Source organism: Arthrobacter ulcerisalmonis (assembly GCF_900609065.1).
GTDB lineage: Bacteria > Actinomycetota > Actinomycetes > Actinomycetales > Micrococcaceae > Arthrobacter > Arthrobacter ulcerisalmonis.
The window spans coordinates 44,235-70,855 of record NZ_UXAU01000040.1 but is presented as its reverse complement, the minus strand read 5'-3'; the positions used below and the strand labels follow the sequence as shown (position 1 = coordinate 70,855).

At 62.8% G+C, this 26,621-nt stretch carries 28 protein-coding genes, 3 tRNA genes, 1 other RNA gene and 1 pseudogene; 12 read left to right on the top strand and 21 right to left on the bottom strand.

The annotated features are described in order from the left end of the window. The first annotated feature begins 59 nt into the window (after positions 1–59). Positions 60–518 (top strand): hypothetical protein, encoded by a 459-nt coding sequence (locus tag PSET11_RS14925; RefSeq protein WP_124093118.1) that lies wholly within the window; start codon positions 60–62, stop codon positions 516–518. A 445-nt stretch (positions 519–963) separates the two neighbouring features. On the opposite strand, the pseudogene PSET11_RS16670 reads toward PSET11_RS14925, so the two are convergent. Continuing rightward, positions 964–1,119 (bottom strand): annotated as a pseudogene (locus PSET11_RS16670) (single-stranded DNA-binding protein); the annotation flags it as partial. A 194-nt stretch (positions 1,120–1,313) separates the two neighbouring features. Here PSET11_RS16670 and PSET11_RS14920 point away from each other — a divergent pair. Both PSET11_RS14920 and PSET11_RS14915 read left to right on the top strand, forming a co-directional pair. Next, positions 1,314–1,386 (top strand) — tRNA-Arg (locus tag PSET11_RS14920). A gap of 87 nt (positions 1,387–1,473) precedes the next feature. Next, positions 1,474–2,190 (top strand): DNA alkylation repair protein, encoded by a 717-nt coding sequence (locus PSET11_RS14915; protein WP_203415991.1) that lies wholly within the window; start codon positions 1,474–1,476, stop codon positions 2,188–2,190. A gap of 4 nt (positions 2,191–2,194) precedes the next feature. Here the strand turns inward: PSET11_RS14915 and mptB are convergent, their stop codons facing one another. Continuing rightward, complete coding sequence (gene mptB, locus PSET11_RS14910) at positions 2,195–3,748, bottom strand: polyprenol phosphomannose-dependent alpha 1,6 mannosyltransferase MptB (protein ID WP_124093168.1); 1,554 nt, start codon at positions 3,746–3,748, stop codon at positions 2,195–2,197. 165 nt (positions 3,749–3,913) lie between these two features. Between mptB and orn the strand changes: the two genes are divergently transcribed. The 3 genes from orn to def all read left to right on the top strand — a co-directional run bounded on the left by orn (position 3,914) and on the right by def (position 5,435). Continuing rightward, the gene (gene orn, locus PSET11_RS14905; RefSeq protein WP_124093117.1) at positions 3,914–4,543 is read left to right on the top strand and encodes an oligoribonuclease; all 630 of its coding nucleotides are present in this window, start codon (positions 3,914–3,916) and stop codon (positions 4,541–4,543) included. A gap of 129 nt (positions 4,544–4,672) precedes the next feature. Next, positions 4,673–4,745: transfer RNA gene (locus tag PSET11_RS14900), tRNA-His, on the top strand. 117 nt (positions 4,746–4,862) lie between these two features. After that, on the top strand, positions 4,863–5,435 hold the full coding sequence (def, locus tag PSET11_RS14895) for a peptide deformylase (protein ID WP_124093116.1): 573 nt from the start codon (positions 4,863–4,865) through the stop codon (positions 5,433–5,435). A gap of 2 nt (positions 5,436–5,437) precedes the next feature. Here the strand turns inward: def and PSET11_RS14890 are convergent, their stop codons facing one another. The 5 genes from PSET11_RS14890 to rnpB form a co-directional block, all read right to left on the bottom strand. Continuing rightward, the gene (locus PSET11_RS14890) at positions 5,438–6,235 is read right to left on the bottom strand and encodes an HNH endonuclease family protein (RefSeq protein WP_124093115.1); all 798 of its coding nucleotides are present in this window, start codon (positions 6,233–6,235) and stop codon (positions 5,438–5,440) included. A 102-nt stretch (positions 6,236–6,337) separates the two neighbouring features. Continuing rightward, positions 6,338–6,547, bottom strand: a complete 210-nt coding sequence (locus PSET11_RS14885) for a hypothetical protein (protein WP_124093114.1) — start codon at positions 6,545–6,547, stop codon at positions 6,338–6,340. Between the two features lie 72 nt (positions 6,548–6,619). Continuing rightward, positions 6,620–8,098, bottom strand: coding sequence for a glyceraldehyde-3-phosphate dehydrogenase (locus tag PSET11_RS14880; protein WP_124093113.1), 1,479 nt, complete (start codon positions 8,096–8,098; stop codon positions 6,620–6,622). Positions 8,099–8,335: 237 nt separating this feature from the next. Continuing rightward, on the bottom strand, positions 8,336–8,869 hold the full coding sequence (locus PSET11_RS14875) for a TspO/MBR family protein (RefSeq protein WP_238989180.1): 534 nt from the start codon (positions 8,867–8,869) through the stop codon (positions 8,336–8,338). Positions 8,870–8,942: 73 nt separating this feature from the next. Beyond that, positions 8,943–9,332: RNase P RNA component class A (rnpB, locus tag PSET11_RS14870), an RNA gene on the bottom strand. 74 nt (positions 9,333–9,406) lie between these two features. Here rnpB and PSET11_RS14865 point away from each other — a divergent pair. After that, positions 9,407–10,171, top strand: coding sequence for a YaaA family protein (locus PSET11_RS14865; protein WP_124093112.1), 765 nt, complete (start codon positions 9,407–9,409; stop codon positions 10,169–10,171). Positions 10,172–10,229: 58 nt separating this feature from the next. Here the strand turns inward: PSET11_RS14865 and PSET11_RS14860 are convergent, their stop codons facing one another. Together PSET11_RS14860 and PSET11_RS14855 are read right to left on the bottom strand one after the other, a co-directional pair. Next, positions 10,230–10,985: a zinc ribbon domain-containing protein gene (locus PSET11_RS14860; protein WP_124093111.1), complete on the bottom strand. Its 756-nt coding sequence runs from the start codon at positions 10,983–10,985 to the stop codon at positions 10,230–10,232. Between the two features lie 150 nt (positions 10,986–11,135). After that, the gene (locus PSET11_RS14855) at positions 11,136–12,053 is read right to left on the bottom strand and encodes a Nif3-like dinuclear metal center hexameric protein (RefSeq protein WP_124093110.1); all 918 of its coding nucleotides are present in this window, start codon (positions 12,051–12,053) and stop codon (positions 11,136–11,138) included. 110 nt (positions 12,054–12,163) lie between these two features. On the opposite strand from PSET11_RS14855, the gene msrA reads away from it, so the two are divergent. From msrA to epsC, 3 genes are all read left to right on the top strand, one after another. After that, positions 12,164–12,688, top strand: coding sequence for a peptide-methionine (S)-S-oxide reductase MsrA (msrA, locus tag PSET11_RS14850; RefSeq protein WP_124093109.1), 525 nt, complete (start codon positions 12,164–12,166; stop codon positions 12,686–12,688). A gap of 69 nt (positions 12,689–12,757) precedes the next feature. After that, positions 12,758–13,693, top strand: a complete 936-nt coding sequence (gene cysK, locus PSET11_RS14845) for a cysteine synthase A (protein ID WP_124093108.1) — start codon at positions 12,758–12,760, stop codon at positions 13,691–13,693. 41 nt (positions 13,694–13,734) lie between these two features. After that, a complete protein-coding gene (gene epsC / locus PSET11_RS14840) occupies positions 13,735–14,319 on the top strand; it encodes a serine O-acetyltransferase EpsC (protein WP_124093107.1) in 585 nt (194 codons plus the stop codon). A gap of 76 nt (positions 14,320–14,395) precedes the next feature. Here epsC and gndA read toward each other — a convergent pair whose 3' ends face one another. Further along, entirely contained in the window at positions 14,396–15,832 is a 1,437-nt protein-coding gene (gndA, locus tag PSET11_RS14835; RefSeq protein WP_124093106.1) for an NADP-dependent phosphogluconate dehydrogenase, read from the bottom strand. 183 nt (positions 15,833–16,015) lie between these two features. On the opposite strand from gndA, the gene PSET11_RS14830 reads away from it, so the two are divergent. Next, positions 16,016–16,750, top strand: coding sequence for a FadR/GntR family transcriptional regulator (locus PSET11_RS14830; RefSeq protein ID WP_124093105.1), 735 nt, complete (start codon positions 16,016–16,018; stop codon positions 16,748–16,750). Here PSET11_RS14830 and PSET11_RS14825 read toward each other — a convergent pair. The 3 genes from PSET11_RS14825 to PSET11_RS14815 are packed head-to-tail and all read right to left on the bottom strand — an operon-like array spanning position 16,719 to position 19,515. Next, on the bottom strand, positions 16,719–17,819 hold the full coding sequence (locus tag PSET11_RS14825; protein ID WP_124093104.1) for an L-idonate 5-dehydrogenase: 1,101 nt from the start codon (positions 17,817–17,819) through the stop codon (positions 16,719–16,721). The two genes, PSET11_RS14830 and PSET11_RS14825, sit on opposite strands and share 32 nt — an antisense overlap. Further along, complete coding sequence (locus PSET11_RS14820; RefSeq protein WP_124093103.1) at positions 17,819–18,589, bottom strand: SDR family oxidoreductase; 771 nt, start codon at positions 18,587–18,589, stop codon at positions 17,819–17,821. Before PSET11_RS14820 ends, PSET11_RS14825 begins: the two co-directional genes overlap by 1 nt. Beyond that, positions 18,586–19,515 carry an NAD(P)-dependent oxidoreductase gene (locus PSET11_RS14815; RefSeq protein ID WP_282432714.1) on the bottom strand — a complete coding sequence of 310 codons (930 nt, stop codon included), beginning with the start codon at positions 19,513–19,515 and terminating at the stop codon, positions 18,586–18,588. Before PSET11_RS14815 ends, PSET11_RS14820 begins: the two co-directional genes overlap by 4 nt. Positions 19,516–19,581: 66 nt before the next feature. Here PSET11_RS14815 and PSET11_RS14810 point away from each other — a divergent pair, with 66 nt between their 5' ends. Then, entirely contained in the window at positions 19,582–20,646 is a 1,065-nt protein-coding gene (locus tag PSET11_RS14810; protein ID WP_124093102.1) for an NAD(P)-dependent oxidoreductase, read from the top strand. 181 nt (positions 20,647–20,827) lie between these two features. Here PSET11_RS14810 and PSET11_RS14805 read toward each other — a convergent pair whose 3' ends face one another. The 8 genes from PSET11_RS14805 to PSET11_RS14770 form a co-directional block, all read right to left on the bottom strand. Then, a complete protein-coding gene (locus PSET11_RS14805) occupies positions 20,828–22,177 on the bottom strand; it encodes an MFS transporter (protein WP_124093101.1) in 1,350 nt (449 codons plus the stop codon). 142 nt (positions 22,178–22,319) lie between these two features. Further along, the gene (locus PSET11_RS14800) at positions 22,320–23,120 is read right to left on the bottom strand and encodes an IclR family transcriptional regulator (RefSeq protein ID WP_124093100.1); all 801 of its coding nucleotides are present in this window, start codon (positions 23,118–23,120) and stop codon (positions 22,320–22,322) included. 285 nt (positions 23,121–23,405) lie between these two features. Next, positions 23,406–23,696 (bottom strand): hypothetical protein, encoded by a 291-nt coding sequence (locus tag PSET11_RS14795; protein ID WP_124093099.1) that lies wholly within the window; start codon positions 23,694–23,696, stop codon positions 23,406–23,408. Positions 23,697–23,774: 78 nt separating this feature from the next. Further along, positions 23,775–24,398, bottom strand: coding sequence for a hypothetical protein (locus tag PSET11_RS14790; RefSeq protein WP_124093098.1), 624 nt, complete (start codon positions 24,396–24,398; stop codon positions 23,775–23,777). 101 nt (positions 24,399–24,499) lie between these two features. Next, positions 24,500–24,575 (bottom strand) — tRNA-Val (locus PSET11_RS14785). 88 nt (positions 24,576–24,663) lie between these two features. Then, on the bottom strand, positions 24,664–25,584 hold the full coding sequence (locus tag PSET11_RS14780; RefSeq protein ID WP_124093097.1) for an NAD-dependent protein deacetylase: 921 nt from the start codon (positions 25,582–25,584) through the stop codon (positions 24,664–24,666). 1 nt (position 25,585) lies between these two features. Beyond that, positions 25,586–26,047, bottom strand: a complete 462-nt coding sequence (locus PSET11_RS14775) for a peroxiredoxin (RefSeq protein WP_124093165.1) — start codon at positions 26,045–26,047, stop codon at positions 25,586–25,588. A gap of 26 nt (positions 26,048–26,073) precedes the next feature. Then, positions 26,074–26,493: a DUF3052 domain-containing protein gene (locus PSET11_RS14770; RefSeq protein ID WP_124093096.1), complete on the bottom strand. Its 420-nt coding sequence runs from the start codon at positions 26,491–26,493 to the stop codon at positions 26,074–26,076. Positions 26,494–26,621 lie beyond the last annotated feature (128 nt).

The following is a 26,621-nucleotide window of genomic DNA, read 5'->3' as shown; positions in this document are numbered from 1 at the left end:
CACTAAAACACCTCATCTCTTACACATCCGGCTCGGTCGCACCGAACGTGCCTGTAGTCATGCAGCAAACCGCAGAGTCGGTAGACGCTGCCCTCACCAAGGCCGCAGGCCTACGTCACGCTGAATTCACTTCCGTCGCTAAGTTGGGCACACCAGCCGGTAACGGTATTGTCTTCGGCGCGTTCACAGCCGATACATCCGTGACTTTCAACAATACTTTTGTGGCTCCGGATACGACCGCTGGAAACCTCAAGATTCTTGAGACCGGCGTCTACACGCTGACACTTATGTACCTGCCGTCCTCGACACCGGGCAGTGTTGACGTGGGCATCCTGAATGCCACCACAGCGACCAAACTGCTAGTCCAAAACCGTCCCGGTACTTACGGTGCCGTTGAGGTCCAACTCTCCGGAACCTTCTACCTACCGGCTAACACCGTCCTGAACGCTTATGTAGCTAGCTCCACAGGCGTTACGTTTGGTTCGCGTCTACGCGTTACCAAAATCCAGAACGCGTAGGTTGTCATGCCACTAGCAACAGGAGCTATCACAGCCCACTTTTCAGACGCATCGGTCTTCGATGCAGCCGTTACCGGCACCGTCACCTTTACTCCACCCCCCGCGTGGCTATTGTCCGATGACCTCGTGACCGTACCCGTCCCGGTTGTGGCTCAGGTGGAAGCTAAGGCAATTGCGCTCAGGTTTGGCAAGGTTCCTTCTCGTGGCAGACCACCGACCCATGGCCGACCACACTACCCGGCGTCGCGGTAGGAGGTGCGCCCAATGTCTAAGAACCACACCGGACCACACGTCGATATCGACCCATTCCTACCCACCGGCATCTGTGCACTGTGCACGGATACCGAACAGGAGACCGAACCTCCCGAAGATCGGGACGAATAGACCAACAGCCCCTGTTTCTCCCGGCAGGGGCTGTTTTCGTAGCACTATTTGTCATTACCTACCAATTGGTGTGTCCGTCGACCCAGGTCTGCGTCGCCGGGTCGAAGCGCCGCACGTTGGACGCCATCCGGAAGGAAGCGGCTGCTACTCCCCCGGTGGTGGTTGAACTCTTGACGTCCGTGGCCACAAAGCCCCGAACGGTAATGGTGTCGATCATGGTGTTGTCCCGTCTTCTGGTGGAGTTGCCGTTGCCGGCAGAACCAGCATCACGCCGCTGCTCCCGCCTGGGGAGGCCCAAAGCTCGCTATGTGGAAAACCGAGCTGCTGCGGACAAGTGGATTCGGTGGCGACTGCGTAAGCGCGCCCGGCACTGTAAGCTTTTTCAGGCGTTGGATATGTGAGAACGCCAGCGCCCCAGTAGCTCAGGGGATAGAGCAGCGGCCTTCTAATCCGCCGGTCGGGGGTTCGATTCCCTCCTGGGGCACCGCAGGAACCGGTTCTGGCCTGTCACGAGGCAGGCCAGAACGGTTCAGGCCCGCGGGTAATCCGCCAAACTGGCTACAGTTGCAGCATGGATACCCCGGACCTGGTTAATCGAGAGCTCCTGGCAGCTATCCGGGCAGCTCTGACCGTCCGCGTGGACCCGGTCCGGGCCGCCGGTGCGCAGGCCTACATGAAGTCGGAAATGCCGTCCTTGGGCGTCCGCTCACCAGAGGTTCGTCGGCTGACCGCCGCAGCCGTAGTCGAACTGCCTTTCCAGTCCGCTGAAGAACTGCGGGCCACGGTGTTGGAATTGTGGCGGACGTCCACTTTCCGCGAAGAGCGCTACGCCGCGATCGACCTCACGGCGAACAGGATGGTGGCCCGCGATCTGGCGATGCTGCCAATCTATGAGGAGATCATCCGAACGGGTGCGTGGTGGGACTTCGTCGACTCGGTGTCGAGCCGGATCTGTGGACTGCTGCAGGCCCACCGGGACGAGATGACAGCTGTGATCCTAGCCTGGCGCACCGACGAGGACTTCTGGGTGCGCCGCTCCGCGATCGTGTCCCAGCTCAAAGCCAAATCAGACACGGACACGGCATTGCTGGCGGCCGTCATCGAACCGAACCTTGCCGACAGGGAATTCTTCATCCGCAAGGCTATTGGCTGGGCGCTTCGCGAATACGCCAAGACCTCACCGGGCTGGGTCACGGCATTCGTGGCCGAACATTCAGCCAGCCTCAGCCCGCTGTCCCGCCGGGAAGCCGTCCGCAGACTCACTGCCCGGACCGCGGCAGCCACCTGACCCCTCAGCTAATGGGGTGCTGCACCACGGGCACGTCGATGGTGCGAAACAGCCCCCGGGTTTTCGTGTCCCAAAATACGAGGTACAGGGCAAACAAGACACCGGTAATCGCCGCCGCAATCCGGGCAAAGAGCAAGGCGAGGCCAACGTCGGTGCCCTGCAGGTAAGGGAATACCTCCAGTTGGTCCGAGATCGAATAGATCATGAAGAACGACACCACAAAGTACAGCGCCTTGACCTGCCAGTCATTCCGAATCCCCGTGACGGCAAACAACGGGATCAGCCATACGACGTACCAGGACTGGATGATCGGCGAGAGCAGCACGACGGCGGCAAAGGCGAGGGTCAGTCGCCGCATCACCCGGTCATGGTCGCCTTTCAGGATCAGCCAGCCCGCGATCCCCACGGCAATCAGCTTGCCGATATTGGCCACAATCGATGCCAACGTGGACCCGTCCAGTCCGAAGACGCTGCCCAGAGACGCCACCAGCATCCCGATCAGGCCCACCGGCGCGTACCAGATCGCAATGCTGCCGGGCGCGGACAGTCCATTGATCCAGCCGAAACCAAACCCGTTCACCAGGCTCATGAGCACCAGCAGTCCGAAACTGATCCCCGCTGTCAACGCCCAGAATGTGAACTTCCGCAACCAGCCGGCGTCGCGCCCCGCCCACAGCAGGCCGATGAAGGGGAGGAACACGATGGTGATGGGTTTGACCGCGATCGAAAGCGTCACCAGGACAATGCCACGGATCACCCGGTGCGTCGCCGCGTAGTAGAGGCCCGCCAGCGCCAAGCCAATCATGAGTGAATCGTTGTGAACACTGGCAATAAAAGTTGTGAGGAACAGGGGGTTTGCTGCTGTCAGCCAGAGGGCCCGGTGAGGATTCACGCCATGCAGGGCGGCCAACTTGGGCACGTAGATCACGCACAGCACCACGCCCACCACGGACACCAGCCGGAAAAGCATCACACTGCCCTCGGGGTGCACATTGGTAAACCACACCACGAACTGCTCGATCCACAGGAAGAGCTGACCATAAGGCACTGGCGCCTCGGTCCACATCTTGTCCGCGCCCAGCTGGAAATAGTTGGAGAGGGCGGAGATGCCGTTCTCGTAGGGATTGAAACCCTCCACCATCAGCCGGCCCTGGCCGATGTAGGCGTACACGTCACGGCTGAAGAGCGGCACGCTGAAAACCATGGGTAAGCTCCAAGCCGCAACGGCAATCAGCGTCACCCGGTGCGCTTGTTCTCCCCACACACGCACTCGTTGACCGAGCCGCAGCCAGGCCCGCACCAACAGCATGCCGCCAACGGCCAGCAGGACAATGGAAAGCGCGACGCCGATCGCCTCGGTTCGCATCCAGATGAACAGGGGAAGCCTGCGCAGCTCAGAAACGGGCGCGAGCCAGCCGACGCCTAGCGAACCGACAAACATGAAGAACGACCCGATAAAACCGGACCACAGCGAGGAGGCGGGGTTATCCACCTCGGCGCGCACCGCTGCGGCTGGTACAGGCGCCTGGTCCCCCGTCGCAGGCGTGGGCGGCGTCATCTCAGGATCGTCCATTCTTTCGCTTATCCGTGGTGCTTCGGCGCGCCGCTTCGACGGCGCTGCGCCGGTAAATCAGGCACGTTGCCAGGGCAGGCCATGCCTGCCGCGTTTCCCGAAAGCCTAGCATCGGCCACCGCACCAGGAGTGTAACGGTAGGCTGGTCGGGTGCCTATATCTAACGAACGAATCGTCTGGATCGACTGCGAAATGACCGGTCTTGACACCGAAAATGACGCCTTGATCGAGGTGGCCGCACTGGTCACAGACTCTGAACTGAACATCCTCGGCGACGGCGTGGACGTGGTCATCAAACCTGACGACGCAGCACTGGCGCAGATGAGCGACTTTGTCCGGGACATGCACACCACTTCTGGGCTGCTCAAGGAGCTTCCGAACGGCAAGACCATGGCTGAGGCGCAGGAAGCAGTCCTCGCCTACATCACCCAATGGGTTCCCAACCCGGGGAAGGCCCCTCTTGGCGGCAACTCGGTAGGAACCGACCGCGTTTTCCTCGTCCGCGACATGCCCGCCGTCGTGGACCACCTGCATTACCGCGTCATCGATGTCAGCACTATCAAGGAACTCTCCCGCCGCTGGTTCGCGCGGGCCTACTTCCAGGCGCCGGCCAAGAAGGGCGGTCACCGTGCCCTGGGTGACATCATCGATTCCATTGACGAGCTGCGGTACTACCGGCAGGCAGTGTTTGTCCCTGCTCCCGGGCCGGACAGCGCCGCGGCCAAGGAAATCGCCAAGACCCTCGCTGCCACTCCTGAAAATGGTCAGGCGCCCGCGTAATCTGCGCCACGTTTCATGGTTTTTTCTGCGAATGAGCCAAATTTGTACCGAGCAGCCCTGAGGAGCAGGTAAGCTATTTGAGTTGCCTTCACGGGAGGCCGGTTCGCCGGACATTTCAGTAGGCACATGGTGGGCTTAGCTCAGTTGGCAGAGCGCCTGGTTGTGGTCCAGGAGGTCGCGGGTTCGACCCCCGTAGCTCACCCGCACAGGTTGGTATTTGCAGCCATCCAGAAGGAGGCCGCACCGGATATCCGGTGCGGCCTCCTTTGTTTTTTCCCTGCCCAGCGCTTGCCCGGGCCGCACGTCGAAGGACCGAATCATGACTGTTCTGCCAATCACCATCTGGGGAGAACCCGTACTGCACCGCCGGGCTGCCGAAGTGGACGTATTCGACGACGATCTGCGCACCCTCATTGCCGACATGTTCGAAACGAACGAAGCGGCCAACGGCGTGGGCCTGGCTGCCCCGCAGGTCGGGGTGGGGAAACGCCTCTTCGTGTACAAATACGACAACGACGACGGGGCGCCCACCAGCGCCGCCCTGGTCAATCCTGTCCTGACCCTGTCCAAGGTTTCGGGTGCCGTGCCGGATCCGGACGAAGAGGAAGAGGGCTGCCTGTCGTTCCCCGGCGAACAGTATCCCCTCAAGCGCGCTGAGTGGGCCCGCGTTGACGCGGTTGACGGTTTTGGCGAGCCCATTACGTTCGAAGCGACCGGCTGGTTTGCCCGCGTGCTGCAGCACGAATTCGACCATCTGGACGGCAAGCTCTACGTCAATAAACTGATGGATCGGTACAGCCGCAAAGCCATGAAACAGGCCAAGAAGAACGGCTGGGGAGTTCCGGGCCTGACGTGGATGCCTGGTGTCGATCCGGACCCGTTCGGACACTAGCGCTAGCCCGCCGTAAGGGTGGACTGGGCGGGACAGGAATCAAGGACCCGGGCCATGGCGTCCCTTTCGCCCTGCGTCACCCAGAGCCCGTAGGCGGCCTTGACGGAGATCTGCCGGGCAACGTAGTGGCACCGAATGGACTTACTGGCCGGTAGCCACGTGGCAGCATCGCCTGCGCCCTTTTCCTGATTGGCGTCACCATCAACGGCAATGAGGTTGAGCGGATCGTTTGCCAGTGTCCTGCGCTGTGCGGGCGTCAGCCCCTGCGCCCCTTTCTGCCAGGCGTCAGCCAAGGCCACGACATGGTCGATCTGGACTGCCGCGCTGGTGTCACCACCACGGCTGAAGTTCAGCGAGCGGCCCGTATAGGGCTCCAGCAAGGTGCCACTGGCAATGGCACAGCGGGAACCCTCGGTGAAACGCGACGCCGTGAGGTCACGCCGGAGGATGTCGTTACGCGTATCGCAGCCGTTGTGGTCGGCGTCCTCCCAGGCCTGGCCGAACGATTCGCGCGTGTAGCCATTTTTACTGGCGCGGCCTTTGACCTGGAGACTGGCTAAAGCAGCCGCAGCACTGCCAGCCGGAACATCATGCGGTTCCTGGACCGGATTCATCCAGGCCGCATCGAAAACAGGCGCCTCGGTGGGGCCCGCAGTTGCTGGCGACGCCAGCGTAAACTGTCCGATGCCGAAGAACCACGCCACCACTGCGATGAAGAGCACGGCGGCGGCCGCCATGATCCCCCAGGCCTGCCGTGACCGCCGTCGGGCGCTGCGATACGCGGCCCACCCGACGGTCACGAGCTGCTGCCAGAGCTGAAAAGTCCCACACGGAAAGCCTAGGCGTGATGCTGCGACCTGTTGGAGATATCCACAGTGTGGAGGACAACTCCGGGCCGGGAGCTACTGTTCCTTGATGACCCGGCGGAGGTCCTCCTCGGCAACGCCCAGCAAATCCTCCAGCTGTTGGACCCGGTCTGCACTGACGTCACCGGTGGCATGCGCCGCTTTGGCACCCTCCACCAGACGAATGGCTTCCTTGTGATTGGCCTTGGCGACGTCGAGGGCGTGTTCGAGGGTGCTGTCGTGGATGACTGCCGTTTCTTTTTCCATCTCCCCAGTGTGGTCCCGATTCCCGGCTGATTCCAGAGAACCAGCCGGGAATTCGCCCAGCATTTGCTGGCGTTAGACCGTGATGGCTGCCAGGGCTGCCGCAGATTCCTTGATAGGGAACGACACCGGGTTCACGCCGGCCATTTCTTCCATCACGCGGACAACCTGGCAGCTGTAGCCGAATTCGTTGTCGTACCAGACGTAGAGGACCAGGTTTTTGTCGGTGGAGACAGTCGCGAGGCCGTCCACGATGCCCGTGCGGCGCGAACCTACGAAGTCGGTGGAGACAACCTCGGGAGAGTCGATGTAGTCGATCTGCTTGCGCAGCGTCGAGTGCAGTGACATTTCGCGGAGGTAGTTGTTGACCTCGTCCTTGGTGGTGCCGTTCTCCAGCGTCAGGTTCAGGATCGCCAGCGACACGTCCGGGGTAGGGACCCGGATGGAGCTGCCCGTGAGTTTGCCGAGCAGCTCTGGCAGTGCCTTGGCAACAGCCTTCGCGGCGCCGGTCTCGGTGATGACCATGTTCAAGGCCGCGGACCGGCCACGCCGGTCTCCCTTGTGGAAGTTATCGATCAAGTTCTGGTCGTTAGTGAAGGAGTGCACCGTTTCGACGTGGCCGTGCACCACGCCGAACTTGTCATTGATGGCCTTCAACACGGGGGTGATCGCGTTAGTAGTGCACGAAGCGGCCGTAACGATCGCGTCCGTGTCCTCGATGGTGCCGTGGTTGATGCCGTGCACAATGTTCTTCAAGGCGCCCTTGCCCGGTGCGGTCAGCAGTACACGGGCTGCACCCTGCGACAGGAGGTGCTGGGAGAGGCCTTCTTCATCGCGCCACCGGCCGGTGTTGTCGACGATCAGGGCGTCCTTGATGCCGTAGGCGGTGTAGTCGATGGTGGCCGGGTTATCCGAGTAGATGACCTGGACCTGCACGCCGTTGGCGGTGATCGTGTTGGCCTCTTCGTCGACCCGGATGGTGCCCTCGAAAGAGCCGTGCACCGAATCGCGGCGTAGCAGGCTGGCGCGCTTGGCGAGGTCGTTGTCTGAGCCGCGGCGGACCACAATGGCGCGCAGTCGCAGGCCGTGCCCGCCACCGGCCTTTTCGATCAGGAGCCGGGCCAGCAGACGGCCGATCCGGCCAAAGCCGTAAAGCACCACGTCGGTGCTGGTGCGCTCATCGGCACCACGCTTACCCACGACGTCGGCCAGTTCAGCACGCAGGAAGTCTTCCAGGGAGTCGCCATTGCCTTCCTCCTTGAACTTCTGCGTCATCCGTGCGATGTCGATGGCAGCGGCACCCAGTTCGAGTCCCGCCAACGTGTTCAACAGGGGTGCTGTCTCTTCGAGGAGCAGTTCGTCCTTGCTCATCCGGCGGGCAAAGCGGTGCGCCTTGAGGATGTTCATGGTGGACTTGTTGATCAAGCTCCGGCCATGGATGCTGGTGACCACATTGTTCTCGCGGTACAGCCGGCCGATCACCGGGATCATGGCCTCGGCGAGGGCCTCGCGGCCCACCCACTTGTCAAGACAAGAATCTGAAGTCTGGCTCACAGAAATACCTTCCTCGGTTCAGCCGCGCACGTCCTCGTACACGGTTGGCGGCCACCTGATTGATGTCCAGTGGCGATGGCGCCCGCAGGGTTCGGCCCTGAGCGCCAAACGTAGGCAAAGAAAAACGCCGGCTGCAAACGCAGTTCCGGCGGAAGAACCTCTACGTTCAGGTTCCATTCTAAAGTGGCAAACCGGCCAATGCCTCACGGGGCGGAGTGAAATCACTCACACCGCATCTCAGTTGTTGAGCGCGGAGTAGAGATTCAAGCTCAGTGAATAGATGACCCACGAGAGGTATGGCAGCACCAACAGTCCCGCGCTGTTGCTGACGGGCCCGAAACGCACCACAAGGAAGCCAACGGACACGCAGAGGCCCGTCAAGACGGCGAGGGCAATCCAGAGAGCGGCCGTTCCGATCAAAGGATGGAGACCAAAGAATGCCAGCGGCCAGGCAGCGTTGAACATCAGGTGGGCAACGTACCAGAACCGGGTGCTCCCTTGAAGCGCATAACGGCACCACACCAGCCAAGCCGAGACAGCCATGGCAGCATACAGAAACATCCACATGGTCCGGAACATCCAGCCCGGTGGTGTCCAGGGGGCTTTGGCAGACGTGGCGAACCATCCAGTGGAGTTGAGCATGATTGGAATTGAGGCAATGGTCCAGGCCGCCATCGACAAGCCGAGGAAGCCCAGTAGCCCCACCACTTGCATACGGATGCCACGGGCGGGACGACCGGGCACAACCGGGACGTCAGAAATAGTAAGCACGCTTCAGAATCCCCAACGGATTGGCCCAGGTCAACTCCGTCCGGTCCATGGAGACGGCGGGCAGATAAGTGAAGGGATGGGTCGACCGATACGCCGGGTTCTGTTCTCCTCAACCGTTACCGGTCAGGGAGCGACGGCCATCCATCTACGAACGCCGTTGCCGACGCCCTCTAGCAGCCTACCCGGACACTTGGGCGGGCAGCCCTCAAACGTGTCCTGTCTGGCCTTGCTCCGAGTGGGGTTTACCTAGCCTTCCCGGTCACCCGGGAAGCTGGTGGTCTCTTACACCACCGTTTCACCCTTACCTGCGCTCCCCCGCGTTGCGGCGAGGGAAGCAGGCGGTCTGTTCTCTGTGGCACTGGCCTGCGGGTTACCCCGAGTGGGCGTTACCCACCACCATGCCCTGCGGAGCCCGGACGTTCCTCGAGTCACTTGCGTGACGCGCGGCCGCCTAGTCGACCCATCCATCCCCTAGTCTACCGGGGCGTGCACCCCACCAGGCCCCGGAAGACGCCAGCGCGCCGGTAGGATCGGACGGTGCTGATTCTGCTCCCCCCTTCCGAAGGCAAGACGCCCGCTGTCCGAGGATCCGCCGTCGACTGGTCTTCCCTGAGCTTCCCGACCCTGAACACGTACCGGGCCACCGTCTTGGAGTTACTCGGGACCGTCAGCGCGCACCAGGATGCCCTCGCCTTGCTGGGCGTGGGCGCGTCCTTACGGGACGACGTCGAACGCAATACTCGGCTGCATGCGGAACCGGCCGCGCCCGCGCACCAGATTTACTCCGGAGTTTTGTACGACGCGCTGGGCTACCGAACCTTGACCCCGGTGCAGCGTCGCAAAGCTGATGAGTCGGTGCTGGTGATCTCTGCGCTGTGGGGTGCCCTTCGCTTCGCTGACCGGGTACCCGCGTATCGGCTTTCGATGGCCAGTTCCCTCCCGGAGCTTGGCCGACTGGCGTCGTTTTGGAAACCCCAACTGACTGCCGCCCTCGCACCGGAACTCGCGGACCACCTGCTGGTTGACTGCCGGTCAAGCACCTATACGGCCGCTTGGGCGCCACCGCCGGAACGAACCGTCGGCGTCAATGTCTTTACGGAAGTCAATGGTGAGCGCAAGGTGGTGAGCCATTTCGCCAAGCACACCCGTGGTGAGTTGGCGCGGCACCTGCTCTCGCGTCGGGGCAAGGCGCCAGCGACGCCAGCGGCTCTACTGTCCGCCGCCCAAGAGAACTGGCACGCGGAGCTGGTTCAGGGAACAGCGAAGAAACCGCACGCACTGAACATCATTCTCCCCAACTGACTAGCAGTTGTTGTCGTTTTGAGGGCTCAAAACGACAACAACTGCTAGCTACATGGGATCAGTTGGCGGGGGCCGCGGTGTTCCACTCGTCGGAGCGCACCAGGATCGCACCCGAGTCGGGGCAGAACACCACGTCGTCAGGGGCGGCAGCCTTGATCTCGGCGAGATCTCCCGCGCTGAGCTTCATCCCGGATGCCTCGGACGTCCCGTGGAACAGCCGCGCTGCCCCCACACCGCGCTTGGCAAGCGTCTTCTCATACACGGCAAGCAAGGTCGCTTCCAGCCCACCGGCACATTCGGTGCGCTTGGCCCTGAAATCTGCCGCTTCGGCCGCAACATCGGCAAGTTGCGCATCAAGTTCAGCGCGGATGCCACCAAACGAGCCCTGGATGCCGTCCACGATCTCCTGCTGCTGGGCCTGCGTGGCCCGGAGCGAATCGAGCCGCTCAAGGACTTCGAGTTCCACGTCTTCCAGGTCTGAACGGCGCTTGTTGAGCGAAACAATGTCTTTCTGCAGCGCCACCAAATCTTTGGACAGTCCGGTTCCGCTGTTCAGCCTGGCCTCGTCGCGTTCGATCCGACTGGCTACCTGTTCGACGTCGGCTTCCGCACGCTTGAGCTCTGCTTCGGCGTCATGCACGGCGACCTTCGCTGAACCCAGGGCACCGTTGGCCACGCTGAGTGCGGCTTCGAGATCCTTGATTCGGGGGTCTGATTCGAGGGCGCGGCGACGGTTGGCGAGGGCGGTCAACTTGGCGTCCAGGGCCTGCAGATCGAGCAACTTCAACTGTTCCGCCGGTGCTGCCTTCGCCACTATTACCTCCGCTACAACCTGCCCATCAGGGCCGGGCGCCGATTTGGCGCTCCCACGACTCTAGCGCCTGGCCCCCTCCCCCGCACCGAGTCGCGAATCCGAGCCCTGAAACCGAGACGTGAAACCCAGGCGCCAAGAAGCAGCCGCACCTCAGCCGGGTGTCAGGATAAAGTCCCACGGATCGCTGTTGGTGCCACTGACCCGGATCTGCACCTCATGGCCCTGATCCGTCAAGACGTTCCCCAACGCGGCAGCAGCGGGCGGGAGCCACAGCCATTCGCTGGCGAAGTGCGAAACGTCGACGAGGTAGGGCCGCCCGTTCAGGGCAGCCTCCCGCGCTTCGGATGCCGGATGATGCCGCAAATCGGCGGTGACGTACACATCAGCGTTGCTGGCGCGGACCTCGGCAAACAGCGAATCACCGGCACCACCGCACACGGCGATCCGCCGCACCAGGCCATCTTTGTCGCCGGAGACCCGGACTCCACCGGCCACTGCGGGCAGTATCCCGAAGACCCGGGCAGCGAAATCGCCAAGGGTCATGGCCTCCGGCAGGTCGCCAACCCGGCCAATCCCCTCCTCCGGCAAACCGTGGGTTGACGCCGTCAGCGGGGTGGCGTCCTGCAGGCCCAGCGCGTCGGCCAAGACGTCGGAAACGCCACCGACGGCGGAATCCCCGTTGGTGTGCACCGTCAGGAGCGCCGTGCCCGACTCAATGAGGCGGTGCACCGACCTGCCCTTCGCCGACGTCGCAGCCACACTTGTCACCCCGCGCAACAACAACGGGTGGTGCGTGATCAGGAGGTCCGCTCCCCAGTCGATGGCCTCTTCGATGACGTCAAGGGTGGGATCGACCGCAAACATCACGTTACTGACGGCCGCGGCGGGGTGTCCGGCCACGAGACCGACTTCATCCCATGATTCCGCCAACGACTCCGGCCACAGCTCTTCGACGGCAAGGAGGACATCCGCGAGGGTGGTGCGGCCAGGGGCCGCACCGGCGTCCTCGACCGCTGTGCCGCCGTCGTGATTCTCGGGGTCCGTAACGTCGGTGTCCGCTGGTTCCATAGAATCAGTTCTACCGCATGGCGCGGCCGCAAGGCATTGCAACCGAGGTTCGCGCCGCCGCGGTCAATCCGGTCGGGAATCATCCGGGCCTTTCAACCATTGAAGAGGACATGACAACTTTTGTGCTCGGCGGAGGCTGCTTCTGGTGCCTCGACGCCGTCTACCAGAAAACAAAGGGCGTGAGCGCCGTGGTGTCCGGGTACACCGGCGGCCACGATCCGAGCCCTGACTACTACTCGGTGTGCAGCGGGACCACTGGGCACGCCGAAGCGGTGGCGGTGACGTTCGACGAAACGGTCATTCCGGCCACCGTGATTCTGGACATGTTCTTTGCCCTGCACGATCCCACCACGCTGAATCGGCAGGGATATGACGTGGGCACCCAGTACCGATCGTCGATGTTCTACGAAACCACGGAGGAGAAAATTCTCTTCGAAGAGGCGATCGAACGGAACCAGCACCTCTGGAAGAACCCGATCGTCACCGAAGTGAGTCGCCTCTCGCGCTTCCATGTCGCGGAGGACATTCACCAGGACTACTTCGCCAAGTATCCGGAGCAGGGCTACTGTCAGGTGATCATCAACCCCAAGCTGGCCAAGGCGAGGAAATATTACTCTTCGTGGCTTGTCGCTTAGCCTGCGTTCCACGGCCTCGTTAGGCTGACCCCAGTATTCCCACCCTTTACGAGATAGGCGTATCTGCACATGGCACGGATCTATGACGATGTAACGCAACTGGTTGGCGGCACCCCACTGGTGAAGCTGAATCGGCTCAGCGAGGGCCTCGACGCCACCATCGCCGTAAAGCTGGAGTTCTACAACCCTGCCAACAGCGTCAAGGACCGCATCGGCGTTGCCATCGTCGATGCTGCCGAAAAGTCCGGCGCCCTCAAGCCGGGCGGCACCATTGTGGAGGGCACCTCCGGCAACACCGGGATCGCCCTCGCCATGGTGGGTGCGGCTCGCGGCTACAAGGTCATCCTGACCATGCCGGAAACCATGTCCACCGAGCGCCGGGTCATGTTGCGAGCTTATGGAGCCGAGATTGTCCTCACTCCCGGCTCCGAGGGCATGCGCGGCGCCGTGGAAAAGGCCCAGGAAATCGTGGCCAATACCGAGAACTCGATCTGGGCCCAGCAATTCGCCAATGAGGCCAATCCGGCCATCCACCGGACGACGACGGCGGAGGAAATTTGGTCCGATACCGACGGTGAAGTGGATATCTTCGTCGCCGGCGTTGGCACTGGCGGTACGGTCACCGGTGTGGGCCAGGTCCTGAAGGAGCGCAAGCCGAGTGTGCAGGTGGTGGCCATCGAACCGAAGGACTCCGCCATCCTGAACGGTGGCGCTCCCGGCCCGCACAAGATCCAAGGCATCGGAGCCAACTTCGTACCGGAAATCCTGGACACCAGCATCTACGACGAAGTTCTGGACGCTACCCTTGAAGACTCGGTCCGGGTTGCCCGCGAACTGGGCGTCAAGGAAGGCATCCTCGGCGGCATTTCCTCCGGCGCCATTGTCTGGGGCGCCCTGGAATTGGCTCGTCGCCCCGAAAACGCCGGAAAGCTGATCGTTGCTGTTGTGTGTGACTTCGGCGAGCGTTACATCTCCACCGTGCTGTATGACGACATCCGCGGCTGAACAGGCCGGACACCCCCCGTATTTCCTGTAGAAAGTACTTTGTGAGCTTTTTCGCAAGACTGAAAGAAGACCTCGACGCCGCCCGGTCCCACGATCCGGCGGCGCGGGGTTCCTTCGAAAATTTCTTTGCCTACTCGGGCCTGCATGCCATCTGGATCCATCGGCTGACTCATCGCATGTGGCAGAACCCCGGACTGCGCTTCCCCGCGCGGTTGTTGTCCCAGCTGGGCAGGTCCTGGACGGGAATCGAAATCCATCCAGGCGCCACCGTGGGTCGGCGATTCTTCATTGACCATGGCATGGGGGTGGTCATTGGTGAGACGGCAGAAATCGGTGCAGACGTGATGATCTATCACGGCGTCACGTTGGGCGGCCGCTCGCTGGCAAGGATCAAGCGCCATCCCACCATCGAAGACGGCGTCACCATCGGCGCCGGCGCCAAAGTCCTTGGCCCCATTGTGATTGGCCGCGGAAGCGCCATCGGTGCAAATTCCGTGGTGGTCAAGGACGTCCCGCCGGACTCGATCGTGACGGGCATTCCTGGCAAGTGGCGGCACCGTGACGCCCAGCTCGAAACCAAGCCGGCCGTTGATCCGGCCGAATACGACATCGAGTACCGGATTTAGCCGGCACTCCTTAAATGCCAATGGCCGGTGGTTCCGTTGCACGGAACTACCGGCCATTGGCCTTTGCTGCTGAGGACTAGTGGGTGTCCACAGCTTCGATTTCGGACTTGTCTTCGCCCCAGAGGGTGTGGAAGGTGCCTTCAGCATCGACGCGACCGTAGGTGTGTGCACCGAAGAGGTCGCGCTGGCCCTGGATGAGGGCGGCAGCAACACGCTTGCGGCGCAGTCCGTCGTAGTACGCCAGCGACGAGGAGAACACCGGCACGGGAATGCCGAGCTGGACGGCGGTGGCCACAACGCGGCGCCATGCGGGCAGTGCACCAGCGATCGCTTCGGTGAAGGCCGGGGCGAACAGCAGGTTGGCGGGCTTTTCCTCGGCAGCGTATGCCTTGGTGATGTCCTTGAGCAGTTCGGCGCGGATGATGCAGCCGGCACGCCACAGCGAAGCGATCTCGTCCAGCTTGAGATCCCAGTTGTACTCCTTGGCAGCTGAGGTCAGCATGTCCAGGCCCTGGGCGTAGGAGACGAGCTTGGATGCGTAGAGTGCCTGGCGGACGTCTTCGACGAACGTTTCCGGCACCTCAATGTCAGCTTCGTGGCCGGCCAGCAGTTCCTGGCCGAGTTTGCGCTGGCCTGCCTGGGAGGACAGTGCGCGGGCGAAGACGGATTCGGCGATTCCGGACACCGGGGATCCGAGCTCAAGGGCGGAGATGACCGTCCAGCGGCCGGTACCCTTCTGGCCTGCGGCGTCCACGACGACGTCGACAAACGGCTTACCGGTCTTGGCGTCAACGTGGCCGAGGACCTCTGCAGAGATTTCGATCAGGAAGGAGGACAGCTCGCCCTTGTTCCATTCGGTGAAGATCTTGGCTTGTTCTGCGGGCTCGATACCAGCGCCTGAGCGCAGCAGGTCGAAGGCTTCGCCGATAACCTGCATGTCGGCGTATTCAATGCCGTTGTGGACCATCTTCACGAAGTGACCGGCACCGTCGGTGCCGACCCAGGCGCAGCACGGCTCGCCGTCCACCTTTGCCGCAATCTTTTCCAGCAGCGGGCCCAAAGCCTTGTAGGACTCCTTGGAACCACCGGGCATGATGGACGGGCCGTTGAGGGCACCTTCTTCGCCACCGGAGACACCGACACCAACAAAATGCAGGTCCTTCTTGGCCAGCGCAGCCTCCCGGCGACGGGTGTCCTCGTAGTGCGAGTTGCCGGCGTCGATGATGATGTCGCCGGCCTCGAGGAGCGGCTCGAGCTGTTCAATGACAGAGTCGACTGGCTTGCCAGCCTTGACCATGATGAGGACGCGGCGGGGCTTTTCCAAGGAGTCCACCAATTCCTGCAGGGTCTCGGTCCGGACAAAGTCGCCGTCCGTGCCGTGCTTGGCCAGCAAAGCGTCCGTCTTTTCGACTGAACGGTTATGCAGGGCTACCGTGTAGCCGTTGCGCGCCAGGTTACGGGCAAGGTTGGCGCCCATGACGGCGAGGCCGGTGACACCGATGTGTGCAGACATCAATTACTCCAATTCGTACTGTGCAACGGATGCGTCGGCGATGATCATTTCTGGCGACCACCAACGCATGTCCAAGGTCGTAATAAAGCATATATATTAATATGGTAACAGGAAAGTAACGCCCATCTGGTGGAAGTTGCACCCCGCACTAAGCCGCATCCTGGGCACACTAGGCTTGGACCCATGACCAGCAGCTTGCACCAGCGTGCCATTGAAAACCTTGGCCTGCGCATTATTTCCGGGGAGCTGCCTACCGGACACATCATGCTGGCGGAGCACCTTGAGGTAGAACTGCAGGTTTCTAGGTCTGTCATCCGGGAGGCAGTGCGGGTCCTGCAGTCCATTGGCCTGGTGGAGACCACCAAGCGCGTGGGTATCCGGGTGCTGCCAGCCGACCGGTGGAATCCCTTCGATGCCCGGGTGATCCGTTGGCGGTTGGCGGGCGAGGACCGGGGCGCGCAATTACGTTCCCTGGCGGAACTTCGCTCGGCCGTTGAACCTGCCGCAGCGGAACTGGCCGCGCAGAACGCGCCAGCCGAACTCCGGGCGGAACTGGTCAAAGTGGCGCACGAACTACGTGATGCCGGACTCTCCGGCGGTCCTGACTTCCTGGAACTGGACATCGCGTTTCACTCGCTGCTGCTAGCTGGATCCGGCAACGAAATGTTCGCCAATCTCATGGGCCAGGTGGCCGAAACGCTGACGGGCCGTACTGTCCATGGCCTGATGCCAGCGCACCCGCACGAGGCGGCACTGCAGTGGCACGTGGATGTTGCCGAAGCCGTCGCCAAGGGCGACGCCGCGGCTGCCCGGGAGGGCTCCAGCCAGATCATGCGCAGGACGATGACCCGGATGGCAGACACATGGACCGAGCAGCCGCGGGTCTTTATTCCTGTCCGGCGGCAGCTTCAGCCCTAGCAACCGTCACCAGGTTGGGACCGAAGTCCAGCAACACCTTGCCCGAAACGGCCGAATTTTTAGCCACCTCGAAGGCCTCCAGACCACTGGCCAGCGGAAACTCGTGGGTAATCACGGGCTCGATCTGCAGGGACCCATCGGCCAAGGCGGCGATGACCTGATCAATTTCATCGTTGAAGCGGAACGACCCCACCAATTCCAGCTCCCGCGTGATGGCCAGCGAGATCAAGACGGGCTGCGGCCCGGACGGCAGCAGGCCCACCATGACCACCCGGCCGCCACGTGCCGCACCGTTGATGGCCGAGGCCAAGCCATGGTGGCTTCCTGACGACTCAATGACCACATCTGCTTCGACGGCGGCAATTGCCTCCGCGTCTCCGGCTTGCAGCACCTGGTGCGCGCCCACGGCCGTGGCAATTTCCAACGGTTTCGCATGCACGTCCACCGCGACGATCCGGGCAGCACCAGCCCGCCGGAGCACGGCCACGACGAGTGCGCCGATGGGACCAGAGCCAATCACGAGCACGGTTTTACCGGCCACCTCACCGGCGCGGGCCACCGCGTGCCAGGCAACGCTGGCGGGTTCCACCAAGGCGGCAGCCCGGAGATCGACGGCGGCTGGCAGGGCACGTAGCATCCGCGAGGGCAGCGTGACGTAGCGGCTGAATGCGCCATCCGTGTGCGGGTAGCGCGCCGCACTGCCGAGGTAGGTGCAGCCGGGCGACAGGTTGGGCCGGTCGGCAGGGTAGCGGGCAGCACCGGGGCCAGGAGTGGCGGGGTGAACGGCCACAGGCGTTCCGGCGCTGGGTCCGGTTCCGTCTGCGGCCGCGACAGCCACCACTCCCACGATCTCGTGGCCCAGCACCATGGGAGCCTTGAGGATGGACTCCCCCGCGGCCCCGTGCAGCCAGTAATGCAGGTCAGAGCCACAGATGCCGCCGTAGCGCACCTCGATAACTGCCTCATTGGCCGAGGGCGTGGCTACCGGGACCTCTTCGATCCGGAGATCGCCGGCGGCATGGGCAACGACGGCTGCGCCGGTGGCTGGCAGCGTCACGATACTGGACATCAGACCACCACCGTCATTCCGCCGTCGATAAAGATGGTCTGGCCGTTGACGAAGTCCGAACCTGCCGACGCCAGCCACACCGCCGGACCCGCAAGATCCTGCACGGTCCCCCACCGGTTGGCGGGAGTCCTGCCCAGGATCCAGGAATTGAAGTCCGGATCGTCCACGAGGTTCTGCGTCATTTCCGTGTGGATGTAGCCGGGCGCAATGCCGTTGATCTGCAGCCCGGAGGCCGCCCATTCGGCGGTCATGGCCCGGGTGAGGTTGCGGAGGCCGCCCTTCGCTGCAACGTAGGGGGCGATGGTGGGTCGGGCAAGGTCCGTCTGGACTGAGCAGATGTTGATGATCTTGCCCTGTCCGCGCGGGATCATGTGCCGCGCTGCTTCGCGCCCCACCAAGAAGGCGCTGGTGAGGTCTGTGGCAATGACGCGTTCCCAGTCGGCGACATCCAGGTCCAGCATGGGAACCCGGTGTTGAATGCCCGCATTGTTGACCAGGATGTGCAGTGGACCAACGTTCTCCTCGATCCAGGCCACACCGGCGGCAGCCTCGGTGTCCTTGGTGACGTCGAAGGCAACGCTGGAGATCCGGCCCGTCGGGTAGTCTGCGGCCATCGCCGCTTCTGCTGCCTTGAGCCGTTCCGGGTGGAGGCCGTTGAGCACCACGGTGGCGCCGGCGTCGGCCAGTCCCCGTGCCAGTGCGTTGCCGATTCCCCGGCTGGATCCCGTCACCAGGGCCACACGGCCCGTCAGGTCGAATAGTCCGCTCATGCGCTGATGTTTCCTTCCGCCGTCGCTGCGGCTTGATCGCTAAGATGGGAAATGGCCTGGCGGACCACGGTCAGGTCTTGGTCGCCGAGCCCCTGCCGCTTCAGTTCCGCGTAAAGTTCGACGCCGGCACTCGCCATGGGGACCACGGCGCCGGCCGAGGTTGCGGCTTCCAGGACAAAAGACAGATCCTTGTGCATGAATTTGGCGGGGCCGCTGGAGGTGTAGTCCTTGGCGAGTAGGCGCGGACCGGCCAGCTCCAGGATGCGGCTGTTGGCCAGCCCGCCGGCGAGTACCTCGAACAGGGCCGCGGCGTCCAGGCCGGAGCGTTCGGCAAGTTCCGCGGCTTCGGCCAGTGCCGCCGTCGTGGTTCCAACGATCAGCTGGTTGCACGCCTTGGCCAAGGAACCGGACCCGAGGGGTCCGAGGTGCCGGACTGTGGTGCCCATGGCGTCGAAGGCGGGTGCGGCGGTGGCGAAGTCAGCGGCACGTCCGCCCGCCATGATGGCGAGAGTGCCTGCCTGGGCACCCACCCTGCCGCCACTGACAGGAGCATCGAGCACTGCGGCGTTCCCCTCGCTGGCTTTGCTGACCGTTTGGCCAAACTCCTGGACGCGCTGCGGGGAGACGCTGCTCATGACCACAATCACGGTGCCGGCAGCGGGCGGGGCGGCACGCCAGCGCTCCAGGAGTTCAGCGGCGGCTTCTTCAACGTGCGGGAGGTCCGGCAGCATGAAAACGATGATCGGCAGATCGCGGAGCTCTGCAACACTTCCGGCAGCAGTGCCGCCGAGGGCGATCAATTCGTCGAGAGGCCCGGCTGACCTGTTCCAGCCGGTGACGGACCACCCTTGGGCCACAAGGTTAGCTGCCATGGGGAGGCCCATCAGGCCGAGCCCCACAAACCCGATATTCTTGTCTTGACTCACGTACACCTCACATCGTTGTGGCAAATTTTCCGGCCAAGCTGTTCAATATCCTAGCCGCCATTCAGTATGATGAACAGTATGACACCTACACTCACGGTGGCCATTGCCGTCCCGCTCGAAGCAGAGCTGGTCGAGGGCATCCGCGCCGCACACCCATCCGTCACCGTCCTGTACGAGCCTGATCTTTTGCCGCCGGAGCGTTTCCCGGCCGACCACGCCGGCGATCCCACCTTCAGTCGCTCCCCTGAGCAGGAAGAACGCTACTGGGCCATGCTGAACCAGGCGCAGGTGCTTTACGGGCTGCCCAACGAAAGCCCCGCCGGCTTGGCCCGGATCGCCAAGGAAAATCCGCACCTCCAGTGGGTGCACGCCATGGCCGCGGGCGCGGGAGGTGCCGTCAAGGCATCCGGCCTGGACCAGCAGACCCTGCAGAAGTTCAAGGTGACCACTTCAGCGGGAGTACACGCCCTGCCGCTGGCCGAGTTCGCGATGCTGGGCATCCTGAACGGCTTTAAGCGCTCTGCCGAGATGGCAGTTGACCAGTCCGCCAAGGCGTGGCCGGAACTGCGCACCCCCACCCGGCTGCTCAACGGCTCCCACCTGGTGGTGACGGGGCTCGGCGAGATCGGCCTCGAGACGGCTCGGCTGGCCCGCGCACTCGGCCTGAAGGTCAGCGGCACCAAGCGGATCGTGGAAGACTTGGCCGGCATCGAGAAGGTGGCCACCAACGATGGCCTGGCCGAGCTCCTGGCGGATGCCGACGCCGTCGTCAATACACTGCCCGGCACCCCGTACACGGAGAAGCTGTTCAACCGCGAGGTGTTTGCCGCCATGAAGCCGGGCACCGTGTTCGTCAACGTGGGCCGCGGCACCGTGGTGGATGAGGACGCGCTCCTGGAAGCCCTGGACAATGGCCAGGTCTCCTACGCCTGCCTCGACGTCTTCGCCGTAGAGCCGCTCCCTGAGGCGAGTCCGTTGTGGGAGCACCCGCGCGTTATGGTCTCCCCCCACACCTCGGCGCTGAGCGCTGCCGAGAACCGGCTGATCGCCGAGCGCTTCAGTTCCAACCTGGCCACATTCCAGGCTGGCGGCGACCTCCCCCACCTCGTGGACACCGTCCACTTCTACTGAGCATCAAATCCGCGACGCTTGCGAAAGGCGGGGCTGGAGGCGACATTGCCTCCACCCCCGCCTTTTCTCTGCGCCCGCACCGATGGGGCTACTGTCCCTGCGGACACAGAAAACTCCCCGGACGGGCTGGGTATCCAGTCCGTCCGGGGAGCTCGTCGCCAGCCCGTGCTGACAGAGTCCGTCAGCTGGCGTCCTCGATCAACACCAGGTCGCGGCCATTGGTTTCCGGGGTGAAGAACGTGGTGACGAAGGAGATCATAGCCAGGACCAGCGAGTAGATCGCCGGCACCAGCCAGGAGTGGTTGGTGGCTGCCAACAGCGCCACTCCGATCATCGGCGCGAAGCCCCCGGCGAGGACTGCGGAGAGTTCGCGGCTGAGGGCAACGCCGGTGAAGCGGTGCTGTGAGCCAAAGAGTTCCGGCAACAGTGCGCACTGCGGGCCGAGCATTGACTGCACGCCCAGGGAGATGCCCACCACCATGACCACCCAGACCAGCGTGACGTTGCCCAGGGTGACCAGGTAGAACGCTGGGATGGCGATGATGGCCTGGAACAGTGCACCGTAGCGGTACACGGGGACTCGCCCGAACCGGTCCGAGAGGGCACCGAAGGTAATCACCATGACCGCGGCAAAGCCAGCCGCGATCAGCAGGCCTGTGGGGCCGATAAATTTGTCGCCGGCAAACACGCCAGCGGGCATGCTGATAAAGGAGACCAAGAGGGCGGAGTAGATCGAGGAGTTGCCGTTCTCGCCCATCCGCAGGCCGATGCCCACCAGGACGTTTTTCTTGGAGTGCCGCCAGATCTGGCCTACCGGATTCTTGACCACGGCCTTGTGCTTCTCGAGTTCCTGGAAGACAGGAGTTTCCTTGAGCCGCAGGCGGATGAAGACGGCCACCACGATCAGCAGGAAGCTGGCCAGGAAGGGAACCCGCCACAGCCAGTCATGCAAGACCTGCTTGTCAGCCAAGGCCAGCAGCGCAAAGGTGCCGGCGCCCAGGAGGGTGCCCAACTGGATGCCAACGAACGGCAGCGAAGCAAAGAAGCCACGACGACGGCGCGGTGCCACCTCTGAGATCAGCGTCGTTGCGCCGGCCTGCTCGGCCCCTGCACCGAGTCCCTGCACGATCCGCAGCACCACCAGAAGGACTGCGCCCAGCATGCCTGCCTGCTCGAAAGTGGGCAGGAGCCCGATCGCAAAGCTGGCCATACCCATCAGGCCAATAGTAAGGATCAGGACCATTTTCCGGCCGAAGCGATCTCCGATGTAGCCGAAGACCACGCCACCAAAGGGCCGAGCCGCGAAGCCCACCCCATAGGTAGCGAACGAGGCGATCACTGCACCGCTTTCGCCCAGCGGGGCAAAGAACAGTGGGCCGAAGATCAGAGCTGAGGCCAGTCCGTAGATATAGAAGTCGTAGTACTCAAGGGCGGATCCAACAGAACTGGCCAACGTTGCCCGGCGTAGCTGGTCTGGATCAACGACGGCGTCGTCCTGTTCGGCCAGCGGTGCTGATGTACGAGTTTTCACAAGAACTCCCTCTAACACGTCAGGCCTTCTTTGGCCTGAAGGGTCCGTGACAGCACCTGTTGTGCTGATCACTATATTGAACAGAGTACATCAAGCTGAACAAACAGCAAGAGGGGTTTGTGTTTTCGTGGACAGTGAGGCTTCAAGCACCCATCGGATTGCCGAGGGACCGCGCCAACTCGCGGAGCTCTTTGACCATCTGGGAGCCCTGCTCAGGCGTATAAGTAGCCTTCAGCGCCGTGACAGAGAGCCCGAGGCTGGGACCATGCGCACCCCTGGTAGGAACGGAGACGCCAAGGCACACCACCCCAGTGGTGGATTCCTCATCTTCGAAGGCGAATCCTTGCTCACGAATTTGAGCCAGCTGAGCCTTCAGCTCGGCGCCAGTACGCAATGAATTCGGCGTCAGGACCGGGAGCACGGCATCGTCCGGATACATGGCCTCGATGTCGTGATCGTGAAGGCGAGCCAGCAGCGCCTTGCCGACAGCACAGAGCGACACCGGCATTTTGTCGCCAATATTGGATGTGAGCCGGACGGCCGGGTGGCCCTCATACCGGGCCAGGTAAATGACGTTGGACCCATCCAGCATGGCGATCCGCACTGTTTCGCCGGACAGCGTGGGCGCCTGTTCGCAGTAGCGATAGAACTCCTGAACCTCATCCAGGCGGCTCAGATAGGCCGCGCCCAGCTCCACCAGCTTCCGCCCCAGCGTGAACTCCGCGCCCTGCCTGGTGATCAGGCGGGCTTCCTCTAGGGCAAGGAGCAGGTTCGAGGTGGAAGACTTGGGGATCCCCAACTCGCGGGACAGGTCACTGAGCGTAAGCCGGCCAGAAGGCGAGGCAGCCAAGGCGTCCAGCACAGCGGCCGCCCTCGTCACAGCGGGCGCCGGTGAAGAACTTCCCAAGACCTCAGGCGAGCGGACAGTGCGGGAATCGGCCATGATTCTCCTTCGGTGCGGTGCGTTGGACAAGGACGTCCACTTGTTCATTCAGCTGAACAATAATCATCATAATGGCTTCTCGACGTCGCGTGTCCTTGTGGGGCCTGGTCAGCGGAGGGAAATACTCCGCCACCGCTGCGGGCAACGCCTTTGAGCTTCATGTTTCGGCGAGTTCACTGTATATTCATTTCAAGCCCTCCTCCGCGACATCCCCCAATGGTCGCGGCGGAGGGCTTTCCACTTCCCGCTGTCATGCGGTTCCCGCTTTCCGCAGGCCGTTTCGGCCTACGCAGCGTCAGCCAATGCGTCCCGCAGCCGCCACCCTCCGCCCAGCCCGTCGCGCTGCAGGATCATGGTTGTCAGCGCCGAGGACGCGTTGCTACCCAGCCGGACCTGCACCTGCAGGACTTCGACGTCGATCCGGCTTCGGCCCTGCGGCATCCGCCGGTTGAGTTCCCACCAGTTGACCCGCTCAAACCAACGGACCGGCTCGGCTCCCACTGTAAATTCCCTGCCCCTGCACTGCACCGACAGATAGCGGCCTTCGGCGTCCGTGCGCACTATGACGTGTTCCATGCCTGAAAGCTATGGTGAGGCACTGACATTCCTGCCACGAGCTGCGCATCTCAAGCTTTCCGGCCGAGACGGCCCCCCTTACTTTGCGCTGCGGTAGCTCGCCAGGTGCGCCGTTACTGTCCAGCCAGCATCGACGTAGCGTGCCACCTGTTCAGGTGGCACGACTGTTGAGAGTGTGTCCACGCCGTGCACAAAAGCTTCGTCGGCCAGGGCGGCGAGAACCACCGGCTCGAAACGTCCCTCGACGTCGTCCGCTGGCAGCTGCAGTCCGCCCACCATGGCCACGCCATCCTCCACCCGGATCCGGCCGCTGGCCACAGGTGTGTCGAAGACGGCCACCTCCACCAGATCATAAAGCTCCAGCGGCGCCTGGGCTACTCCGGCATTTTCTGGCAGGGGCGGGGCGCCGTCGAGATCGGCCGTCGGCACCGTCAACAAAACGAAGGTGTCGGCTTCGGCCATGCCCTGGCTTGCGGCAAAGTCGGCAGCCTCCTGAGGGTTGGCCGTCACCAGGGTGAGCACCGCACCGGATTGCAGCGCCGAGATAGGCACCGAGTCACCCGCACGCTGCCACGGGTAGATAAATTCCTGCATGTCAGCTCCTTGGGCCCGAACGCCGTCGCCGTCGGGGGCGGCTTCAAACCCGCGGACAGCCGCCCAGGCAGTAGCCAACTCCGCGAACTCGTCCTGCCACTGCGCCATGCCCGTCCTCTTTCCACTATCCGTCGAAAAAACTGAACCGCGCGGGCAACAAAAAACCCCGCCTGTTCAGGATATCTCTCCTGATCAGACGGGGTTTCGCGTGGTGGGTCCTACCGGGATCGAACCGATGACATCCACGGTGTAAACGTGGCGCTCTACCAGCTGAGCTAAAGACCCAAACGTTGCTGGAATCGGCGGGACCGCCGTGACCAACGAACATAGACTCTACCCCACGCCTGACGCCAGCGCGAATCGGGGGCACGGCTCATGGGCCGTCGAGCCTATCTGCCAGCCAGGTCAACGACTCGCTGACGCCGACGTCCAGCTTGAGTGTTGCTTGCGCGTCGCCGCGGGTTTCGCCCCGATTGATGATCAGCACCGGTTTGTCGTCCTTGGCGGCGTGCCGGACAAAGCGCAGCCCGCTCATGACCGTCAGCGAGGAACCAGCCACCACCAAAGCCTCCGCGGCGTCCACCATGGCGTAGGACCGTTCCACCCGATCTTTGGGCACATTTTCACCGAAGTACACGAAGTCTGGCTTCAGCACTCCACCGCAGGCGGGACATTGGGCCACCACGAACGTACTGATCAGAGCCTCGTCCTCCACCGTGGCGTCCGCATCCGGGGCGATTTCCACCACTCCGGCCGAGATGGCCAACTCCAAAAAGCCCGGGTTCAACTCTGTCAGCACGCCGGCGAGCATCTGTCGCGTGTAGTTCCGGTGGCATTCGAGGCAAACAACCCGGTCGTACCGGCCGTGGAGGTCCACCACGTTGGTACTGCCGGCGTCCTCATGGAGCCGGTCCACATTTTGGGTGATGATTCCGGTCAGCAGTCCGCGGTGCTCCATTCGGGCCACAGCATGGTGACCGGCGTTGGGATCGGCGTGCCGCAGGTGTGACCAGCCAATATGGTTTCGCGCCCAATACCGTTGGCGATTTTCGGGGTCGCCGATGAACTCCTGGTATGTCATGGGCTTTCGGGGCGCGGCATCGGGTCCACGGTAGTCCGGGATGCCGGAATCGGTACTGAGGCCCGCCCCAGTCAACATCGCAAGCCGCAGCCCGTTCAGGAGGTCCAACGCCTTTTCAAGACCGGGAAGGTCCGACGACGACGGGCCGGCGTTCTGCACAGCGGGTCGACTTGCGAAACCGGTCAGGCCGATCCGCGGCCGTGGGTCCGTCACGTCAAGATTCCTTGAGAGCCCGGAGGGCGGCCCGGTATTCGGCCAGGTCCCGCGCCTCCCCGCGCGGGTTCAAGACCGCGTAACGAACGATTCCGCCAGCGTCGATAATGAATGTTCCCCGGCCTGCCATCCCGCTCTGGGCGTCGAAGACACCGTAGGCGTTGGAAACAGCACCGTGCGGCCAGAAGTCTGAGGCAAGGTCAAAAGGCAGGGATTCCTGCGCCGCGTAGGCGCGCAAGCTGAACTTACTGTCCACCGACACACCCACCACCACGGCGTTTGCCTCCTCGAAGGCTGCGAGGTTGTCGCGTAGCTCGCACAGCTCGCCTGTGCAGATGCCTGAGAACGCGAAGGGGAAGAAAACCAGGACTACGTTCTGGCCACGAAGGGCTGAAAGCCGAACGGGCTCACCGTACTGGTTGACGAGTTCAAAGTCTGGCGCTGTTCCGCCCACAGCGGGCATCGCCGCTGCGGGGGCCAGCGCTGAACTCACTTGTTCTTCCTGCTCACCAACCGCGTGGCGCTCCAGTCTTTGGACACGCCTGCTGACGTAGTGAGGTGCAAGCCGGCTGTGGGCGCGGCTTCTTGGATATCTGCGGGCGAAACGTAGCCGTCTCGGCCCGATTTAGGCGTCAGGATCCACACCACTCCGGTTTCGCTGAGCGTGGTGAGGGAGTCCATCAGGCTGTCAACCAGGTCTCCGTCATCAGTTCGCCACCAGAGGATTACAGCGTCGGCCACTTCGTGGTCGTCTTCGTCAAGCAGCTCGGACCCTGTTAGATCCTCGATGTCCTCACGTAAGTCGAAGTCGACGTCGTCGTCGTAACCGAACTCCTGAATCAGATCCCCGTTCTTGAAACCCAATTTTTCCGCCACATTTACCGAAGTGGCGGCGTCGGCCTCGCTCACGTGTACCTCCATTGCTCTATGTATGCGGTGTGCATAGTGACTTCCATTACTCCCAAGCCAACACCCTTTGTGCCTGCGCTTCAAGCTGCCGCCCCACGTGGACCACATATTCTGCGTCACACCGTGCT

Bases quoted from the DNA above. Each gene is read 5' to 3' on its own strand.
- mptB (WP_124093168.1), bottom strand. From the start codon at position 3,748: ATGACGCCGCCCACGCCTGCGACGGGGGACCAGGCGCCTGTACCAGCC.
- PSET11_RS14825 (WP_124093104.1), bottom strand. From the start codon at position 17,819: ATGTCCAGTATCGTGACGCTGCCAGCCACCGGCGCAGCCGTCGTTGCC.
- PSET11_RS14915 (WP_203415991.1), top strand. From the start codon at position 1,474: ATGGATACCCCGGACCTGGTTAATCGAGAGCTCCTGGCAGCTATCCGG.
- PSET11_RS14820 (WP_124093103.1), bottom strand. From the start codon at position 18,589: ATGAGCGGACTATTCGACCTGACGGGCCGTGTGGCCCTGGTGACGGGA.
- PSET11_RS14790 (WP_124093098.1), bottom strand. From the start codon at position 24,398: ATGGCGCAGTGGCAGGACGAGTTCGCGGAGTTGGCTACTGCCTGGGCG.
- cysK (WP_124093108.1), top strand. From the start codon at position 12,758: ATGGCACGGATCTATGACGATGTAACGCAACTGGTTGGCGGCACCCCA.
- PSET11_RS14855 (WP_124093110.1), bottom strand. From the start codon at position 12,053: ATGGAACCAGCGGACACCGACGTTACGGACCCCGAGAATCACGACGGC.
- gndA (WP_124093106.1), bottom strand. From the start codon at position 15,832: ATGTCTGCACACATCGGTGTCACCGGCCTCGCCGTCATGGGCGCCAAC.
- PSET11_RS14795 (WP_124093099.1), bottom strand. From the start codon at position 23,696: ATGGAACACGTCATAGTGCGCACGGACGCCGAAGGCCGCTATCTGTCG.
- PSET11_RS14925 (WP_124093118.1), top strand. From the start codon at position 60: ATGCAGCAAACCGCAGAGTCGGTAGACGCTGCCCTCACCAAGGCCGCA.
- def (WP_124093116.1), top strand. From the start codon at position 4,863: ATGACTGTTCTGCCAATCACCATCTGGGGAGAACCCGTACTGCACCGC.
- PSET11_RS14810 (WP_124093102.1), top strand. From the start codon at position 19,582: ATGATGAACAGTATGACACCTACACTCACGGTGGCCATTGCCGTCCCG.
- PSET11_RS14885 (WP_124093114.1), bottom strand. From the start codon at position 6,547: ATGGAAAAAGAAACGGCAGTCATCCACGACAGCACCCTCGAACACGCC.
- PSET11_RS14800 (WP_124093100.1), bottom strand. From the start codon at position 23,120: ATGGCCGATTCCCGCACTGTCCGCTCGCCTGAGGTCTTGGGAAGTTCT.
- PSET11_RS14775 (WP_124093165.1), bottom strand. From the start codon at position 26,047: ATGCCCGCTGTGGGCGGAACAGCGCCAGACTTTGAACTCGTCAACCAG.
- PSET11_RS14830 (WP_124093105.1), top strand. From the start codon at position 16,016: ATGACCAGCAGCTTGCACCAGCGTGCCATTGAAAACCTTGGCCTGCGC.
- msrA (WP_124093109.1), top strand. From the start codon at position 12,164: ATGACAACTTTTGTGCTCGGCGGAGGCTGCTTCTGGTGCCTCGACGCC.